Source organism: Tenuifilum sp. (assembly GCF_037481895.1).
GTDB lineage: Bacteria > Bacteroidota > Bacteroidia > Bacteroidales > Tenuifilaceae > Tenuifilum > Tenuifilum osseticum.
Window position 1 is genome coordinate 105900 of the sequence record NZ_JBBFKU010000001.1, and the last position, 16819, is coordinate 122718.

At 40.1% G+C, this 16819-nt stretch carries 18 protein-coding genes; 11 read left to right on the top strand and 7 right to left on the bottom strand.

Annotated features, from left to right (window positions below; genetic code table 11):
• Positions 1 to 48 precede the first annotated feature (48 nt).
• The 4 genes from WHS63_RS00445 to WHS63_RS00460 all read right to left on the bottom strand — a co-directional run bounded on the left by WHS63_RS00445 (position 49) and on the right by WHS63_RS00460 (position 3761).
• Positions 49 to 510: a hypothetical protein gene (locus WHS63_RS00445; protein WP_445203400.1), complete on the bottom strand. Its 462-nt coding sequence runs from the start codon at positions 508 to 510 to the stop codon at positions 49 to 51.
• Positions 511 to 556: 46 nt separating this feature from the next.
• The gene (locus WHS63_RS00450; protein WP_445203401.1) at positions 557 to 724 is read right to left on the bottom strand and encodes a FeoB-associated Cys-rich membrane protein; all 168 of its coding nucleotides are present in this window, start codon (positions 722 to 724) and stop codon (positions 557 to 559) included.
• A gap of 1 nt (position 725) precedes the next feature.
• The gene (gene feoB, locus WHS63_RS00455; RefSeq protein WP_445203402.1) at positions 726 to 3227 is read right to left on the bottom strand and encodes a ferrous iron transport protein B; all 2502 of its coding nucleotides are present in this window, start codon (positions 3225 to 3227) and stop codon (positions 726 to 728) included.
• A gap of 162 nt (positions 3228 to 3389) precedes the next feature.
• Positions 3390 to 3761 (bottom strand): DUF3276 family protein, encoded by a 372-nt coding sequence (locus WHS63_RS00460; RefSeq protein WP_445203403.1) that lies wholly within the window; start codon positions 3759 to 3761, stop codon positions 3390 to 3392.
• Between the two features lie 199 nt (positions 3762 to 3960).
• Here WHS63_RS00460 and nusB point away from each other — a divergent pair, with 199 nt between their 5' ends.
• From nusB to WHS63_RS00500, 8 genes are all read left to right on the top strand, one after another.
• Entirely contained in the window at positions 3961 to 4959 is a 999-nt protein-coding gene (gene nusB / locus WHS63_RS00465; RefSeq protein WP_445203404.1) for a transcription antitermination factor NusB, read from the top strand.
• Complete coding sequence (locus WHS63_RS00470; RefSeq protein ID WP_445203405.1) at positions 4946 to 5359, top strand: DUF1573 domain-containing protein; 414 nt, start codon at positions 4946 to 4948, stop codon at positions 5357 to 5359. The genes nusB and WHS63_RS00470 overlap by 14 nt, the downstream gene beginning before the upstream one ends.
• Positions 5360 to 5431: 72 nt before the next feature.
• The gene (gene yajC / locus WHS63_RS00475) at positions 5432 to 5746 is read left to right on the top strand and encodes a preprotein translocase subunit YajC (RefSeq protein WP_445198444.1); all 315 of its coding nucleotides are present in this window, start codon (positions 5432 to 5434) and stop codon (positions 5744 to 5746) included.
• A 209-nt stretch (positions 5747 to 5955) separates the two neighbouring features.
• Positions 5956 to 6888, top strand: coding sequence for a CdaR family protein (locus tag WHS63_RS00480; protein WP_445203406.1), 933 nt, complete (start codon positions 5956 to 5958; stop codon positions 6886 to 6888).
• Entirely contained in the window at positions 6888 to 7484 is a 597-nt protein-coding gene (gene coaE / locus WHS63_RS00485) for a dephospho-CoA kinase (protein ID WP_445203407.1), read from the top strand. The genes WHS63_RS00480 and coaE overlap by 1 nt, the downstream gene beginning before the upstream one ends.
• The gene (locus WHS63_RS00490; RefSeq protein ID WP_445198441.1) at positions 7477 to 8193 is read left to right on the top strand and encodes a TerB family tellurite resistance protein; all 717 of its coding nucleotides are present in this window, start codon (positions 7477 to 7479) and stop codon (positions 8191 to 8193) included. The genes coaE and WHS63_RS00490 overlap by 8 nt, the downstream gene beginning before the upstream one ends.
• Positions 8194 to 8205: 12 nt before the next feature.
• Positions 8206 to 8502, top strand: a complete 297-nt coding sequence (locus WHS63_RS00495) for a PQ-loop domain-containing transporter (protein WP_445203408.1) — start codon at positions 8206 to 8208, stop codon at positions 8500 to 8502.
• Positions 8503 to 8552: 50 nt separating this feature from the next.
• Positions 8553 to 8984 (top strand): DUF5606 family protein, encoded by a 432-nt coding sequence (locus WHS63_RS00500; protein WP_445203409.1) that lies wholly within the window; start codon positions 8553 to 8555, stop codon positions 8982 to 8984.
• Between the two features lie 49 nt (positions 8985 to 9033).
• On the opposite strand, the gene WHS63_RS00505 is transcribed toward WHS63_RS00500, so the two are convergent.
• Positions 9034 to 11007, bottom strand: coding sequence for a TonB-dependent receptor plug domain-containing protein (locus WHS63_RS00505; protein WP_445203410.1), 1974 nt, complete (start codon positions 11005 to 11007; stop codon positions 9034 to 9036).
• Positions 11008 to 11054: 47 nt separating this feature from the next.
• A complete protein-coding gene (locus WHS63_RS00510) occupies positions 11055 to 11699 on the bottom strand; it encodes an HAD family hydrolase (protein WP_445203411.1) in 645 nt (214 codons plus the stop codon).
• A gap of 124 nt (positions 11700 to 11823) precedes the next feature.
• Here WHS63_RS00510 and WHS63_RS00515 point away from each other — a divergent pair, with 124 nt between their 5' ends.
• The 3 genes from WHS63_RS00515 (at position 11824) to WHS63_RS00525 (ending at position 14102) form a co-directional block, all read left to right on the top strand.
• A complete protein-coding gene (locus WHS63_RS00515) occupies positions 11824 to 12270 on the top strand; it encodes a DUF1573 domain-containing protein (RefSeq protein WP_445203412.1) in 447 nt (148 codons plus the stop codon).
• A gap of 66 nt (positions 12271 to 12336) precedes the next feature.
• Positions 12337 to 13554: a hypothetical protein gene (locus tag WHS63_RS00520; RefSeq protein ID WP_445203413.1), complete on the top strand. Its 1218-nt coding sequence runs from the start codon at positions 12337 to 12339 to the stop codon at positions 13552 to 13554.
• Between the two features lie 5 nt (positions 13555 to 13559).
• On the top strand, positions 13560 to 14102 hold the full coding sequence (locus WHS63_RS00525; RefSeq protein ID WP_445203414.1) for a nicotinamidase: 543 nt from the start codon (positions 13560 to 13562) through the stop codon (positions 14100 to 14102).
• 59 nt (positions 14103 to 14161) lie between these two features.
• Here the strand turns inward: WHS63_RS00525 and WHS63_RS00530 are convergent, their stop codons facing one another.
• A complete protein-coding gene (locus tag WHS63_RS00530) occupies positions 14162 to 16819 on the bottom strand; it encodes a C10 family peptidase (RefSeq protein ID WP_445203415.1) in 2658 nt (885 codons plus the stop codon).

Here is a 16819-nt window from a genome sequence, read left to right on the forward strand (position 1 = left end):
AAAATTGAGCGCAATTAAGAGTTACAGAGAAAAAACTCCCTGTAATAGTTAAATTGTATGGGCTATTTTTAGCTGATGATTTTCAATGCAGATTTTTTTCCCCGTACTGCAGGGTGGGGCTTTATCCCAATTGGTTTTGTAAGTTGTGATTAACTTTTGAATTGATGTATTTAGCCCTTTGTGGTGGTTTACTGCTATGTACTTTGAAAAAAGATTTCCGGTTTCAACCTTTTGAAGGTTTGAGTAGCTATCGGTTTTAACCTTTAACACCTCGTTCCAGCATCCACACGATTGCTTTTCGTCAAATTTCAGCGTTTCATCAAAATGAACATTACAGCAGTGTGCATGTGTTTTGGTGTGTGTGTGGTTGCATCCAACTTCATTAAAAATTGATAGGTGAATTTCACCCTCGCACTGGCAATGATGTATGAAAAGGTTAAACCCACTAGTGGATAGTAGCACTATAGCTGCTATAGTAATTGATACTATTTTTTGGGTAACCCTTTTCATCTTACATTTCACCTCATAAAGCTAAACATACAAAGGAGCAAAAAGTTCATTTTTTTGAGGGTTGATGCAAATTATTTAATGTGCATGAAGCCGATGAACATCCGGCACATTTACCCGAATTTATACGTTTTGGGTTGAAAATTTGATACACATTGTATGCAGTATATCCCACTGCTCCTAATACTATTATTAATACTGCTATTTCCTGAACCATATCAACCAGTTATTAAATTACCAATTTGGTAAACCAGAAATGCTAAAACCCACGCCAGCGTGGTAGTAAAAACTATTGTAAAGAGAGCCCACTTCCACGAACCCGACTCGTTCTTGATAGCAGAGATTACAGCCACGCAGGGGAAGTAAACTAGAATAAAGATAAGGAATGCGAGTGCAGTAACTTTTGTAAAAACCACCTGTCCGCTTAATTTCCCTGATTGGTGGGTTTCGTTTCGGAGTTTTTGAGCAAGTCCACCGCTGTCGGAATCGGGATCGGTTTGGTAAAGTACGCCCAGCGTACTAACTACAATCTCCTTGGCAGCAACTCCTGAAAGAAGACTTACACCCATTTTCCAATCGAACCCGAGAGGGCGAATGGCTGGTTCAATAAATTTGCCTATCCGTCCAAGATACGAATTGGCTTGCCTTTCGGCCTCCATTTCCAGCTCAAGCTGATGTATTGTCTGGTTTAGGCTATCCATAGAGGGTTGGGAGAGCTTTTCTTCCGAAATCTTTTGCGTAATAGCTTCAATTTCGGCATTGTAATCCCTTGTGTAGTTCACTTTGCGAGGGTAATAGCCCAATGCCCATACAAAGATTACTGCTACCAGGATTACTCCCCCCATCTTTTTTAGGTATTGCGACCCCTTGTGCCACATGTGCAATAGGGTCGATCGTAAAGTTGGCATACGGTAGGGTGGAAGTTCCATTACAAAGGGCAAATCCTCCGCTTTGAAAATGGTTTTCTTGAATGCTAGGGCTGTTCCAATGGCAAGCAGTATACCCGTAAAGTATATAGCAAACAGAAGGTTTCCTGCGTTTTCCGAGAAAAATGCACCCAGAATAAGTATGTAAACCGGCAATCTGGCGCTACAGCTCATGAAAGGCGTAATGAGCATGGTTACTAAACGGTTATTGCGGTTTTCAATGGTTCGCGAGGCCATTATGGCTGGAACATTGCATCCAAACCCCATCACAAGAGGTATGAACGATTTACCATGGAGCCCAATTTTGTGCATCAGCTTATCCATGATAAATGCAGCACGTGCCATATACCCAGTATCCTCAAGTAGCGATATGAATAGGAAAAGGATCAAAATATTGGGTAGAAAAACAATTACACTTCCTACACCGCTTATAATCCCGTTTACCAAAAGGTCTTTTAAAGGGCCACTGGCCATATATGTACTAATGGTATTACTAATCCATTCCACTCCCAGTTCAATCCACTCCATGGGGTATTGCCCCAGGGTGAATGTGGTGTAAAACGTGAGCCATATCAGGAAAATAAATATGGGGAATCCCAGTAAACGGTGGGTAAGTATTGCGTCGATTTGTTCTGTAACCAGACGCTTCTTGTGGCTGCTCTCCTTGAATGTTTCCTTTAGTGCACCTGCTATAAAGCCATATTTGGCATCGGTTATTAGGGTTTCCGTATCCTCGTGGAAAAGGCTTTCGAGCCTGCTTACCTCACGATCGGTTTGGTTCCTGATTTCCTGGTAGTTTGGTTCATTTCGCAGCATTTTATCTGCTACCTTGTCTTTTTCCAACAGCTTAATGGCAAGGTATCGGCTGGAATAGTTGATGGTTATAGCTGTATTTTTCTTAATCTCATTTTGAATGGATAGTATCGATTTTTCAATCTCTTCACCGTAGTTAACATGGATGTGGCGGGTAACTTTATCCTTTTCTGCATAAACATTTATAGTTGTATCTAAAAGCCTGTCGAGCCCCTTACCTTTGCTACCCACCGTAGGTACAAATGGAATACCAAGTAGTTTGCCCATCATGGTGTAATCGAACCTGTCGCCCTTTTCAAGTAGTTCATCATACATGTTAAGGGCAACAATCACCCTGATATCCATATCAATAAGCTGGGTGGTTAGGTATAGGTTTCGCTCAAGGTTTGATGAGTCAATTACATTAATGACAATGTCAGGGTTTTGCTCGTGGATAAATCGCCGTACAAATACTTCCTCGGGTGTATAGGCGGTAAGTGAGTAGGTACCAGGTAAATCGGTAATGTTAATTGTATATCCCTTATACTTAAACTTTGCGTTTTTTGAATCGACTGTAACCCCGCTGTAATTTCCAACATGCTCCCTTGCTCCTGCAAGGTGATTAAAAATACTGGTTTTCCCAGCATTGGGATTTCCAACCAACGCAATATTTATAGTTTTGCTAAGCTCCTTTACCCCGGTGTCAATAATTTCAGGTTCGGTATAGGTGACAAGTTGATGGTTATCAGGATGATAGTTTAAAATTTGTTTAGCCTCACTGGGTGTAATAACCTCTATTAGCGAAGCCTCGCTCCGACGGAGCGATACCTCGTAACCCATTATTGAGTATTCAATAGGATCCCTTAAGGGAGCGTTTTTAACTACAGTTACTTTTTTCCCTTTCACAAAACCCATTTCGGTAATACGCTTCCTAAACGCCCCGCGTCCTTTTACTTTTGCTATTATGCCGTATTCCCCGTTCTGTAACTCCGATAGTAGCATCTAGTTTAAAATCAGTAACAGTAAAACCTCAATGTTTCAAAAAAGTTTTGGAATTACTAAAATTTTACAAATGTAAGAGTTTTCTGTTATTTAGATCGATTTTAAGTAAAAAAGCCATTCATTACTGAATGGCTGTATTGTTGCGAAAATCGTTATAAAAAGCTATTTTCCTAAGTCGTCAAAGTCAACTGATGAGTAATCGGATTCAACCTCAGTAAGTTCCATCTCATCGGTATGCTCAGTACGTGGAACAATTTCCTGGTTAGCTTTAATGTAGTCAAAAACACTATTCAGGCTTTCGATAAACTTTTCAAAATCCTCTTTGTATAGGAAGATTTTATGTTTTTCGTAGTACATCTTGCCATCCTTACCCATACGTTTTTTACTCTCTGTAATGGTAAGGTAATACTCATTGCCGCGTGTTGCCTTTACATCAAAGAAATATGTTCTTTTTCCGGCCTTCACTACCTGAGAAAAAACCTCTTCTCTCGTGTTCTTGTCTAAATCGTTAGTGTTATCAAATTCCTCAATCATTGCTCTTAGTATTTTTAGGTTAGGGTTTCACTTTTGCACTGCTCAAAATTAAAAAAATCTTCATATCATGGTTCATTGACTTAAAAAAAATATTAAAAAACACCCAAAAGGTTTTGTTTTGAAATATTAACCTTATTTATTCCACTGCACTGGATTAATCTTTCTATCTTTGCAGGAGTGAAAAAAATCGTTCTTACTAATGATTAACCGTCGTTTAATTAGAATCAAGGCCTTACAGGTTCTTTTTGCCTTCTTCCGTAACGAAGGTGACTCTCTTAGCGCATTAGAGCGCGAGCTGTTTCATAGCATTGAAAAATCGTACCATCTTTACCTGCTTTTATTGCTTTTGCCAGAGAATATGGTTGAGCATGCCCAGGCAAAAATTGAGCTGGGTAAGCAAAAGTTCCGCCCATCGCCTGAGGAGTTGAATCCCAACCTGCGGTTTGTTCAGAACAGAGCAGTTGCTGCATTGGCTGCCTGCAAAGAACTACAAACCAAAGCAAACGAAAATCGCTTGAATTGGAACCATTTCCCTGAGGTAACCAAATCGCTTTTCAACCACTTTGTGGCATCGGATTTCTTTTCCGATTACATGAATGCCGAGCAAAACTCTTTTGCTGACGATAAAGCAGTTCTGGTTAATCTACTCAGCAAGATATTAAATGCTAATGACGATTTTGAGGCTTTTCTTGAGGAGCAAAGCATATACTGGAACGATGACCTCGAGTTTGTTTCCAGCATGGCTGCCAAAACAATAAAGAAGATTGATGAAAATACAGCATCGGTTCCAGTGATGTCGCTATTTAGCAATGCCGACGACGAGGAGTTTGCTAAACGTTTGCTTCGTAAAACGGTTTTAAGGCATAAGGAAAACCTGGAGCTTATTGATAAATTCACTGTTAACTGGGAGCTTGACCGAATAGCCGCAATGGATATTGCAATTATGGAAATGGCTATCACTGAAATTCTTGAATTTCCTACCATCCCTGTAAAGGTTAGCATGAATGAGTATATTGATATAGCCAAGTTCTATAGTACAGAGCAAAGCAACTCGTTTGTAAATGGTGTGCTCGATAAGGTAATCGCTCACCTGAAGGAGAATGGACAAATCCAGAAGCAGGGTAGGGGCTTGATTGGCGAAAACGACGAAAGTCTTTCACCCGAAAATATTAATTCATTTGAAGATGAGGATAACTAGCTTGCTTTTTGGTTTTACCGCTTTATTTGCAATATCGTGTGGTAGTAATAACAATCAGGGTTCAACACAGGAGGCTGACTCAACCCAACTAGCTGAGCTCACCTATGTTGAGGACTTTTATGATGTAGGAACAATACACAGCGGTGAAGTTGTTAGGCACTCGTTCCGCTTCAGAAATACTGGCAATGCGCCTCTCGTAGTTAAGGATATAATCCCATCGTGCGGATGTACAAAGGTTGATGTTACCAGCAGAATTCTTAAACCCGGCGATGAGGCATCCGTGGAGGTGGTTTTTGATAGTAAGGGCTGGTTTGGTTCCCAGTATAAATCGGTTACTCTTAGAACCAATGGGGTTATTCGTGAAAAGTCAGTAACCCTCAAGGCAAATGTAGTACCTTAAGTTTCGAAACATTTTAGTAACTTTGTATGTTTATAAACCTGAAATTGTTAATTAATTAAAGTTGATAAAGTTATGATTACAAGTTTTATTACACTTCAAGCAACCCAGCAGGGTGCTAACCCATTGATGACCTTCTTGATGTTTGGTCTCATCATTGTTGTTTTTTATTTCTTTATGATTAGGCCTCAAATGAAGCGCCAAAAGGAACTTCGTAAGTTTCAGGAGTCTCTTAAGAAAGGCGATAAGGTGATTATTGCCGGTGGTGTTTACGGTAAGGTTACCGAGGTTAAAGATGAGTATGTTTTGGTTGAAATTGCCGATAATGTTGAAGTAAAGGTTGCCAAGAGCACTATTATTCGTGATGTGACCGATATGCAAACTCGATAAATATTCTCTTTCCAAAGGATTCAAAGTTTTTTACTAAACTTTGAATCCTTTTTTATTTCAACTCGATAACCCCTAATAATTTTAGTACAACCTTAGGTTTTTTTGCCAAGATAATTTACTTTTGGTTTCCAAAATCAATTGAATTTTTCCCTGTGAATCAACAATCCCTAAAAAATTACAATCAATTTCTCCAGCCCGATAAAATCCGCTTGAACAAGCGTGTATACATGTTTCTTTTCTTTCTGGTTATATCCATAATCCTTTGGTTACTTATTAAGTTAAGGTATGAGTACGTATCAACCATTACCTATAAAGTAAATTTATCCGAGTTGCCAGAAACTAAGGTAGCTTTAACATCCGATAGCCTAACGGTAACCCTAAGAGTTAAGGCTTTGGGGTATAATTTGTTAAGGTATAAGCTTTTTAAATATTACAAGCCACTATCAGTATCTGCTCAAGGTGCTGACTTTGTGAAAGGGAATTACTATGTTGTTCTTTCAGGACAACTGGATAACTTTACCTCGCAGCTAGGGACCGAATTTACTTTACTTGAAGTCAGCCCTGATACACTTTACTTCCACCTGAGCGATGTTGTTCAAAAAAGAGTTCCCGTTAAACCCGATTTGAATATTACGTATTCCAAACAGCATATGCAGGCTGGCAGCTATACTGTTGTTCCTAAGGTAGTAAAGGTTACTGGGCCCGCCTCAATCATCGATACACTTAGCTGTGTTTATACACAACCCCTGACCCTCGAGGATATCTACGATAATATCAATACAACCATCCCAATTAAACCGATAAAGGGCTTAAGTTTTAAGCCTTCAGAGGTAAGTATTTCAATTCCTGTGGAGAAATTTACCGAGGCGCGGGTTAATGTGCCAATCTCTTGCATCAATACCCCTTATGGATATGAGGTTATGCTCTCGCCAAAAACTGTTTCCGTTACCTGTAACGTGGCAGTTAGCAAGTATTTTGCTTTAAAACCCGATCATTTTTCAATCATTTGCGATTACAATGACCTTGTAATGGAAAAATCTGGCAAAGCTATTGTGAAGCTTGTTAGGTACCCTGATTTTATTGGAAATATTCAAATAGATCCCCGCAAGGTCGATTTTATTATTATAAAAAAGAAACAGTAATGTTGCTTAGGGTCGGTGTTACCGGTGGTATTGGAGGTGGTAAAACACTGGTTTGTAAAATCCTTGAGGTTTTGGGTTATCCTGTATTTTATTCCGATTTAGTGGCTAAATCCATTACTGATACCGATCCCGAAGTTATAGAAAAGGTCAAGGGGCTTTTTGGTAACGACATTTACCCCAACGGCAAGCTAAACCGCAAGAAGGTTGCCGAGCTAGTGTTTGCCAACGACACTTTGCTGAAAGAACTTAACAGTATTATTCATCCAGCTGTAGCACTTAGTTTTGAGCAATGGTGCTTGCAAAACGCTAAAAGTGGGTTAGTCTTTAAGGAATCGGCTATACTATTTGAAACCGGAATTTTCCGTGAACTTCACAAAACTATACTTGTAACAGCACCTGAGGAACTCAGAATTAAACGCGTAGTTGAGCGCGATGGAGTTTCAGAATCGGAAGTCAGAGCGCGAATGGCAAAACAAATGCCCGAGGAGCAGAAGAAAAAATTAGCCGATTTCATAGTTGATAACAGCTCAAATCAACTCGTTTTACCACAGGTATTAGGCATTGTTCAAATTTTAACGTCAATTAAAAATGGGTAAGTACGGTAAGTGGATAACCGGTGGGCTAGGATGGGCACTTTTTGGGCCAATTGGTGCCATTCTGGGTTTTGCTATTGGTTCCATATTCGATAGTATGGAAACCACTAAGATTTATACCGGCGAAACTAGTCGTAATGGTTTTATTGTAAGCCTACTTGTATTGGTCTCGGCAGTTATGAAAGCCGATGGCAAGGTGCTTAAATCGGAACTGGAGTATGTTAAGAGTTACTTCTATACCAATTTTGGACCAGCGGCTGCTCGTGAGGCAATTCTTCTGCTTCGCGATATCCTTAAGCAGGCTGTTCCGCTTCGCGATGTCTGTTTACAGATTAAGGAGAATGTCGACTACCATTCACGCTTACAGCTGTTGCATTTCCTTTTTGGAATAGCGCAGGCCGATGGTGTTGTTAGCTCTGAGGAGCTAAAGGTAATTATTGAAATTGCTGGCTATCTCGATATTTCCGATGCCGATTTCAGTTCCATTAAGGCAATGTTTATACCCGATACCGATAAGTATTTCAAAATACTTGAGGTTTCGCCCGATGCTACCAACGAGGAAATCAAAAAGGCATACAGGCAAATGGCCATTAAGTATCATCCCGATAAAGTACAACACCTAGGCGAGGATATCAGGCAGGCTGCCGAGCAAAAATTTAAGATGGTTAATGAGGCTTACGAGAAGATTAAAAAAGAACGAGGGTTTAACTAAATCTACACTACAGTGAATACAACTGATTTTATTGAAGCGGTGGGCTGGTTTGGTAATATCATACTGAGTATAGGCGTACTACCTCAAGTGGTTCAAACTTGGCGGACACATGATGTCCAAAGTTTTAACTGGCTTTTTCTCCTGATGTGGGCATTTGGAGTACTATTTACTTTTGTATATATTGCCTACAACGATATGGTTGTAGGTAAGTATCAATGGCCTTTATGGTTAAATTATCTGGTAAATATTATTGCTACATTCTACTTGGTTTGGGCAAAGTATTACTATGGTAGGTTGAAAAAAAGTTAGATTACCAAATTTTTTAATTAACTTCGCATTAACAAACAACTCGTTTTAGTATGGAAGTAAAACTTAAAGAACTACTAGCAATATCTGGATATTCAGGGTTATTCAGGTTTATTTCTCAGGGTCGCCAAGGGGTAATTGTTGAATCGCTTACCGACGGCAAACGTACCCTTATCCCCGCATCAGCTAGGGTTAGTGCAATTGCTGACATTGCTGTATTCACCCAAACCGAGGAAATACCCTTGAAAGATGTTCTGAAAAAGATTGAAGTGCTTGAAAACGGAGGCCCAGCCATTAATAACAAATCGGCCGATAAGGAAATTCGAAGCTACTTTGAAAAGGTTTTACCTGAGTTTGACAGGGACAAGGTTTACACAAGTGACATTAAAAAGATTATTGGTTGGTATAACCTGCTCCAAAGCAAAGGGCTTCTAGAGGTTCTAAACCAAACCGATGAAGAAGTTAAACCTGAAGGTGAAAAATAATTTGAAAGTAAATATTATTACCGGGGAAGCGACTCACTGAGTCGCTTTCTTAGTATTCATAAATCACTCTAAATCCAAAACTCCTGTCTAGACCAGGCAGTGGCCCATGGGCCCCTTTGTAGGGTTGTAAATAGTAAAAATCTGAACCCAACAGATTTGTGGCAATTAGTTGGGTTTCAAAATTTTTAAATGGGAAATCGGAAACTATCATATTAATCCCTACCAGTAGATTTGTCTTTTGCTTAACAAGTATATCGTTATTATTAGCAATATAGTTGTATGAATACCTCTCCCCAAAGTACGATGCTGTTACTGAAAAGGATGTTATGTTTGAAATCTTGTAGCTTATTAATCCATTAATCCTTAATGGTGAAAGCGCTAAATACTGATTTGTTTTATTGGGTACCATGAATAGGCTGTCGGAATCAGAGTTTTTCCTGGAATAGTAAGCAAGGTTTATGGTGCTCAATACCTTGCTTGTATTCATTTTAAAACCCATTTCCACTCCTCTTGTTCCAATTTTACCCTGATTTTTGTAGTATCCTACTCCCGATTGAGCATCTTTTCCATATATGATAATATCCTCAAAGGTGATGTCATAAAGGTTTAGGGTTAACATCGAATTATTTGAAATTAGGAAACCATTCTCAAACTCAAAGGTAATACCTGACTCGGGATATAATTTGGGATAATCGTTTGGAATACGGTTGGGCAATATTCCCCCAGGTGTTCTAAACGATTTACTCCCCATCAGCTTAATGTGATATCGCTTAAACAATTTTGTTAATCCAATTCGTGGAGTTAAAGCATCTCCAAATTCACTTGAGTAATCGTATCGAGCCCCAATATTTAGGTTTACATATTTTGAGTTCCAAAGCAACTGGCTGTATGCCGAAAAATTGGTGTATGATAGCAAGTCTTTTCCATTCTTGAAGGTTTCTTCATAAAGAGTATCAACCATGCTAGGCAGCCTTAGCCTGTCAGTTTTAAGTTCAACGCCACTAACAACCTGTAAGGCCTTTTTGTTGTAGTAAGCGCTAATGCCTGGTGTAAGACTTTGGAATATCTTATTGTTGCTGTAGTTTATTTCTGGAATGTTTACTTGCCATGGCTTTTGCCATTCGTAGGTAATATGAGGTATTACGTTAAAATTTGCCCTCTGAAATTTATACGATAAATCAACAAAGTTGCTTTTAAAACTCTCATGAACTGGTGTGCCCCTATATAGTTCATCCCACAAATCTATTTGGTAGTAAAGGTAATCATCTAAAAAAGTTTGAATTGTGAAGCCTTTGTAGTCAAGTTTTAATGCTAGTTGCTTTGTATAGGTGTCGCTTGCTTTTAGTAGATTTCTGCTATTCCGGTAGTAATCAGTGTAGGCTCTATCGCTTCGGGAGCCTGCACCATAGGTGGCTGAAATATTTATCAACAAATCGTTGTCATGAATGGTATGGCCAACGCTGAGCTGGTTATGGCTAAACTGTTTTCCGGTATGGGTGGCGGTGTAGGTCACTTTGCCGCCATACTCATAAGTATCGCGGGTGATTATGTTTACAACCCCAAGTCCGGCAAATCCACCATATATGGCTGATCCTGGGCCACGTATAATTTCGATTTTTTCAACATTATCAAGCGCAAAGTGATTTCCAAATGGAACACATGCAAACATTCCGTCATTCATGGTAAAGCCATTTACCATGAAAAGGTATTTGCCTTCATGCGCCCAAATTCCTCGTATTCCCATTCCTACTACACCCTCAACATCAACACCAAAATCAAATCCTGGTACAAAAAGATGAAACAGCTCGATTATATCTCTGGCTCCACTTCTCTTAATTTCCTCTTTAGTAATGATTGTTACAATACCCGGGGTTTCCCTAAGCCCAACTTTAGTTTTGGTGGAAATTGACACTTCAATATTTATCAAATCTTCTAATGAGAGGGAGTAGAGATCAATCTCCTTTTCCTGCGCTGTTATTGTGCTATATGCTAGTAAAATTGCAATAAATGCAAGAAACCTCATAGTTTTTTCTTGCAATATATGAATACATCCAGTAAAAGTCAATATCCCTAGAGTAATTCTTTGAAATTGTTAATTGTGGTTATAGTAGGATCGTGCTCCTCCTTTTTATGTGTAGTAGCTAAGGCTACAACTTGCATACCGGCATTTATTGCAGCTTGAATTCCGGAAAATGAATCCTCAAATACAAGACATTTTCCAGGTTGAATACGTAAAAGTTCTGCAGCTTTAAGGAATATATCAGGATTGGGCTTACCAAGCCTAACCATGTTGCCATTTACTGAAACATCAATATATTCCTTTATACATGTTTTCTCAACAACAAAGTTGATGTTACTTTGTGGAGCAGAACTGGCAATAGCAATTTTCCCACCTTGTATTTTTAATTCCCTCATAAAATCTAAAAGCCCCTCCAAGGGTTTGATATAGGGCTGGTATAACTCCCTGTAAATTGCCTCTTTTTCTTCGCCAAGCATATCAATTTCAGTAATAGAAAGGCTTTTCCCAAATAAGGCTTGCAGAATATCGGTATTATTCTTTCCAAAGTATTTCCTTGTAAAGTCTTCAACTTCAAAGTTCAATCCATGCCGTTTACAAAATTCTCCCCAGGCATCAATATGGTATAGGTAGTTATCAACAATAACGCCATCCATATCGAAAATAAACCCATTGAAACCTTTCAAATCAATTCCCATTTTTATGGATTTTTAAGTTAAGCTTTGCAAAGTTAGCATTGGCCTAATCAATATTTGTGTTGAATAGAATAAAGTTTTACTATTTTTGGCATAAAGTTCGATATGTTTACTAAAATTGATGCATATGAGAACCTTATTTGTATTTACCGCTTTGGTTCTGTTTTCCTTTGCTCTTAGAGCACAGGAAGTTAGCGTTTATTCCGTTAAAAATGGTAAAGGCGATTTAATAACAGTTTCAGCCGATACGCTTAATATGGGGGAGATTTACCTCGACGATTTATCCAGTGAGCATGGTGTTTTACTTATTAATTTAACCAATTCGGGTAGGAAACCCTTGCTCATTAGAAATGTTACAGGTTGCTGCGGAACAAATATTAAGACATGGTCAAAAGCACCTGTATTGCCGGGTAAGCAATCGGAAATTAGGGTTGAATTTCGTATTGAGCCTAAACCTCAGCGAATAAGTAGAACGGTTACCCTAGAGTCGAACGCATTGGGCAAGCCAATAATTAAGCTACACATTATTGGCTTGGTAATGCAACGCAGGCAGGCCAATGAACTTGTTCTATAGAAATTTGTTAAATATTGATGAAGGGGGATTGATGTCAATCCCCTTTTTTACTAAATTTAGCAAGATATGAAAAAACGTTTAAACACAACCATATTCGATCTTCCGGTGCAGGAACTCCGCCGGGGTTACCGCAGCGATGTGTATTTTTGGCGCGAAAAAGTTGTTCTGGAAAACCATGACCTTCACCCTAGGGTAACCATGCAGGTTTTTCAAAAGAATAACGCCATACTTTGTGGTATTGATGAGGCCATTGCTGTTCTCAAAGTGGCAAGTGGCCGATATTCCGATTACTCAAAAGCATACCAGCTTTTCGATAAACTAATCGATTTAAAGAAACTTGCCAGAAAACAGTTTTTAACCGATAAAAACAGGTATCTGCAAATTGAGGAGGAGCGTATTAGGGTATCGCAGGAGTTGGATAACCTATGGATTGATGGTTTCTCGGAAATAGAGATTGATGCCCTATGGGATGGCGATTCCATATCACCCTATGAATCAGTTATGCATATCCATGGCGATGCCTCGTTATTTGCACATCTTGAAACTATATACTTGGGTATTCTTGCACGCCGTACCAAAATTGCTACCAATGTCAGAAGGGTTGTTGAAGCGGCAAACGGTAAAACAGTTTTGTACTTTCCCGCCCGGTTCGACCATTGGGCTGTTCAGGGTGGCGATGGTTATGCTGCTCATATTGGCGGTGCATCGGGCGTTTCCACCGATGCACAGGGCGAATGGTGGGGAGCTGGTGCTTCCGGAACCATTCCTCATGCATTAATAGCCGCCGTTGGTGGCAATACCGTTAAAGCGGTTCAGTTTTTCCATGAAACATACCCTAATGCAACCCTTATAGCTTTGGTTGATTTTGATAACGATTGCGTAAATACCGCTTTGGAGTGTGCTCGCGCCATGGGCGACAAGCTATGGGGTGTTAGGCTCGACACCTCTGAGAATCTTGTCGATAAAAGCGTATTCCCATTAATGGGTACTTACAAACCTACCGGGGTTAACCCCAAGTTGGTAGAACTTGTGCGTTCAGCCCTTGACCGCGAAGGATTTTCAAATGTAAAGATTGTGGTTTCAGGAGGTTTTAACCCTGACCGTATAAGGCAATTCGAGGGAATGGGTGTTCCGGTTGATGCCTATGGTGTTGGCAGTTATCTCATGCAGGGAAGTTACGATTTTACTGCCGATATTGTTCAAGTTAATGGTAAACCCATGGCTAAGGTCGGCAGGTATTTCATGCCAAACCCACGTTTGCAAAGGTATAATCCAAACGAGTGAATTCTATGAAAGCATTAATAGTGGTCGATGTTCAAAACGACTTTTGCCCAGGCGGTGCCTTGGCAGTAACCGATGGCGATAAAGTGGTTGACCCCATTAACGAGCTTAGCAAACAATTTGAGGCCGATGGATTACCAATCATTTTTACCCGCGATTGGCATCCAGCTAACCATTTGTCATTCAAAGAGAATGGGGGGATTTGGCCTCCGCATTGCATTGCAGGAACTCCAGGTGCTGCTTTTCACCCCAACTTATACTTTCCCTCTGTTGCTTTTCTTGTATCTAAAGCCACCGAGCCCGATATGGAGGCATATTCAGGTTTTCAGGGAACTGGTTTAGCATCGTGGTTACGTCAAATAGACGTTGACGAGTTGGTTGTTGCCGGTTTAGCCACCGATTATTGTGTGAAAAATACAGTAATTGATGCTATAAAACTTGGATTTAAGGTAACGTTAGCCCTAAATGCTATTAAGGCAGTTAATGTCAATCCAATTGATGGTGAAACGGCCATTAACGAAATGAAAAGTTTAGGGGTTCAAATAGCTTGAAAGTAAAAAAGAAAAGGGGGCATTTACAAGCCCCCTTCATTAACTCCATTAGTTCTTTTTTAACGAGTAACAGTTAGCTTACGGGTTGTAACCGTACCATTATCGTCCTTAATTTTGATAAGATAAACACCGGTAGAAAGATTTGAAACATCAATTTTCCCTTCCGTTGTTTCTGTTCCCGAGGTCCATACCAGTGCTCCAGTAATGTTGTAAACATCAATTATACCTTTTGTAAACCCGGCAATGTTAACAAAAACCGATGAATTGGTTGGGTTTGGATAAACAGTAAGCTTATTATCATTATTGTGAGTATCAACCCCTGAGGGCCAAGTAACGTTTAAGACTTTCTCTTTAACATATACATGAATATCGTTACCTTTCTGAACGGTTAAGGTTACTGTTTTATCCCCATAAGTGGTGTATTTAACGGTATAAGGACCTTTACCTGTTTTTGTAGCAGGTTCAGCACCCTCGCCAAAGTTCCACTCCCACGATTCTGGCGAGCCATAGGTCATATCGGTAAATACAACCGTACTGTCGTTGCGATAGGCAGTAGTTTTATTTACGGTAAAATTAGCCGAAAGCACCGATGCCCCTTTCTTCCACATTCCGCCATAGTTAGCACTTGAGTTAAAACTTCCAGCCCAAACTGTGCCATTTGGCGAGGCACCCATATTTGTAAACTGGAAATTCTTGTAAAAGGGTGCATAATCGGTAAACGTATTACCGCCGTCAACGCTAAAGGATACGCCCATTTTATTGGCAGAGTAGTTGGAACCAGTCGATATTAAAGTATCGGTACCTGGTATCCAGCATAAATCAGCAGTGTATACACTTCCACTTGGTGTAAATTCAGTCCAAGTAGCTCCACCGTCAGTGGTTCTATAATACTTATCTATTTTATTTTCCACTCCATAAATAACACCTTCATTGCTATTCTTGAATGCAATTTCAAAAGCGGTTGAAGTTAATGGGGTTTGGTATACCTGCCAGCTTACGCCTTTATTGGTTGACTTATATATCCTACCTTTATTTGTGGCAAACCAAACATTATCGCCAATAACATCATAGTAGCCAATTACGCCGTATTCACCATCTAGGGGTGCTGGAATGTTGGCTTGGGATACTCTTGTCCAGTTTGCTCCTCCGTTGGTTGTGGTGTATATTTCAAAGTATCCTCCGTTAGGATCGCCCATGCAGAAGCCGTTATTGGCATCCCAGAAATGAACAACGTTTGGAAAACCGTTAGGCTTAGTGAAAGTAGCGGATGTTTGCTGTGTCCAGGTTTTTCCGCCATCGGTGGTTTTGGCAATCATCCCACCTCCATTTATACTATCAAATAGAGGCGCCCAAGCCGTTTTATCATCAATAGCACATATCATTCCAGCAACATGACCCGAAGAGTTAGCAGGGTTAATTAAACCTGCTTTCCAAGTAGCTCCTCCGTCGCTAGTTACAGTAAATTCTCTGGTTCCCTTGAGGGTGGAGCGAGATGCATCGTATGCTACAGCCCAAGCCACTCTATTACTTACTGCCGATATGTATTGAATAACTCGAGATGGGCTCCCAAAGCCGCTGGCTTGCTGTACCCAAAGGTGTTTGAAGTCTGACTGGTTTGGTTTGATACCAATAATCATCTGATTGCTTTCGCTGAAATCGTAACTAGTTCCATTGGGTTTCATTGCCGATGCAGCATAGTATCCATTTGCAGATCCACCCCATCCCCAGTTAATATGTAGTTCGCTGTTGTCGTTATACCCATCGCAAACCCATGCATGGCCTCCACTAGCTTTACTACTACCCGAATAGTAAATTGGCCTACCAGCATCAATTTCTGTTTTTACCATATTTATCCATTCGGTTTGGTTGTTAGGGTTAAAGGTGTAGATTTGAATAGTGGTTGGGTCGTAGTTAAAGTAGTTTGTAAGGGCGTACAAAACATCTCTGCTAAACGCACCTGAACCATCGGTTGCGTAGTTCATGTTTACTGCAACACCGGCATGGTAGCATAGAGTTGCAATAGCAACTTTCTCTTCGTATGTACTACCTGCGGTTAGCTCATTTGGCATACTGGCCCATGTGTATGTAGTTGCTTCAAAGTTGGCATACTGAGTTCCGTAGGTGGAGTGTACGTATTTATGCCATCCCTTTCCGTTTTGGGGCCATTGGTGGTAACGCATTATCTGCGACATTGCCGTGGCTACACAGCCTGTAGGAGTTCCCGTAGGGCAAAGCATATTATAGTAGGGCGATTGATTCCAAATGGTTGCCAAAAGTGGTCCACCGCCTTTAACGCCTTTAGCAATTTTTCCATCAAGTATGTCCTGCCATTCCTGCTTAACCGACTTATCCCCAATATTTGATTTTGCTGAATAGTTTACCTGCATGGCATACCAATTAAACCGTTCTAAAACCACAGGGTTATCAATCTTTTTGGGCATAAGGTTGGTTAACGACCACCCTATAATTGGCTTTGCCTCATCATCGGACGATACGATAATGAATCCACCTTTGCTCATAGCAAAAATGTAAAGGGCATCTTTACCATCAAACTGATGCGTGTTTATCAGTTTTAAATCGAAGGTATCAATACCTGCCCCCTTTTTTGCGCTAAGGTAGTTAATGGCAACCTTTCGGGCCAATTTTACATCAACAGGATTTGCAATAACAAGTAATCCTGAAAGCGCAAGTAGTAGTAGTGTGTAGATTTTTTTCAT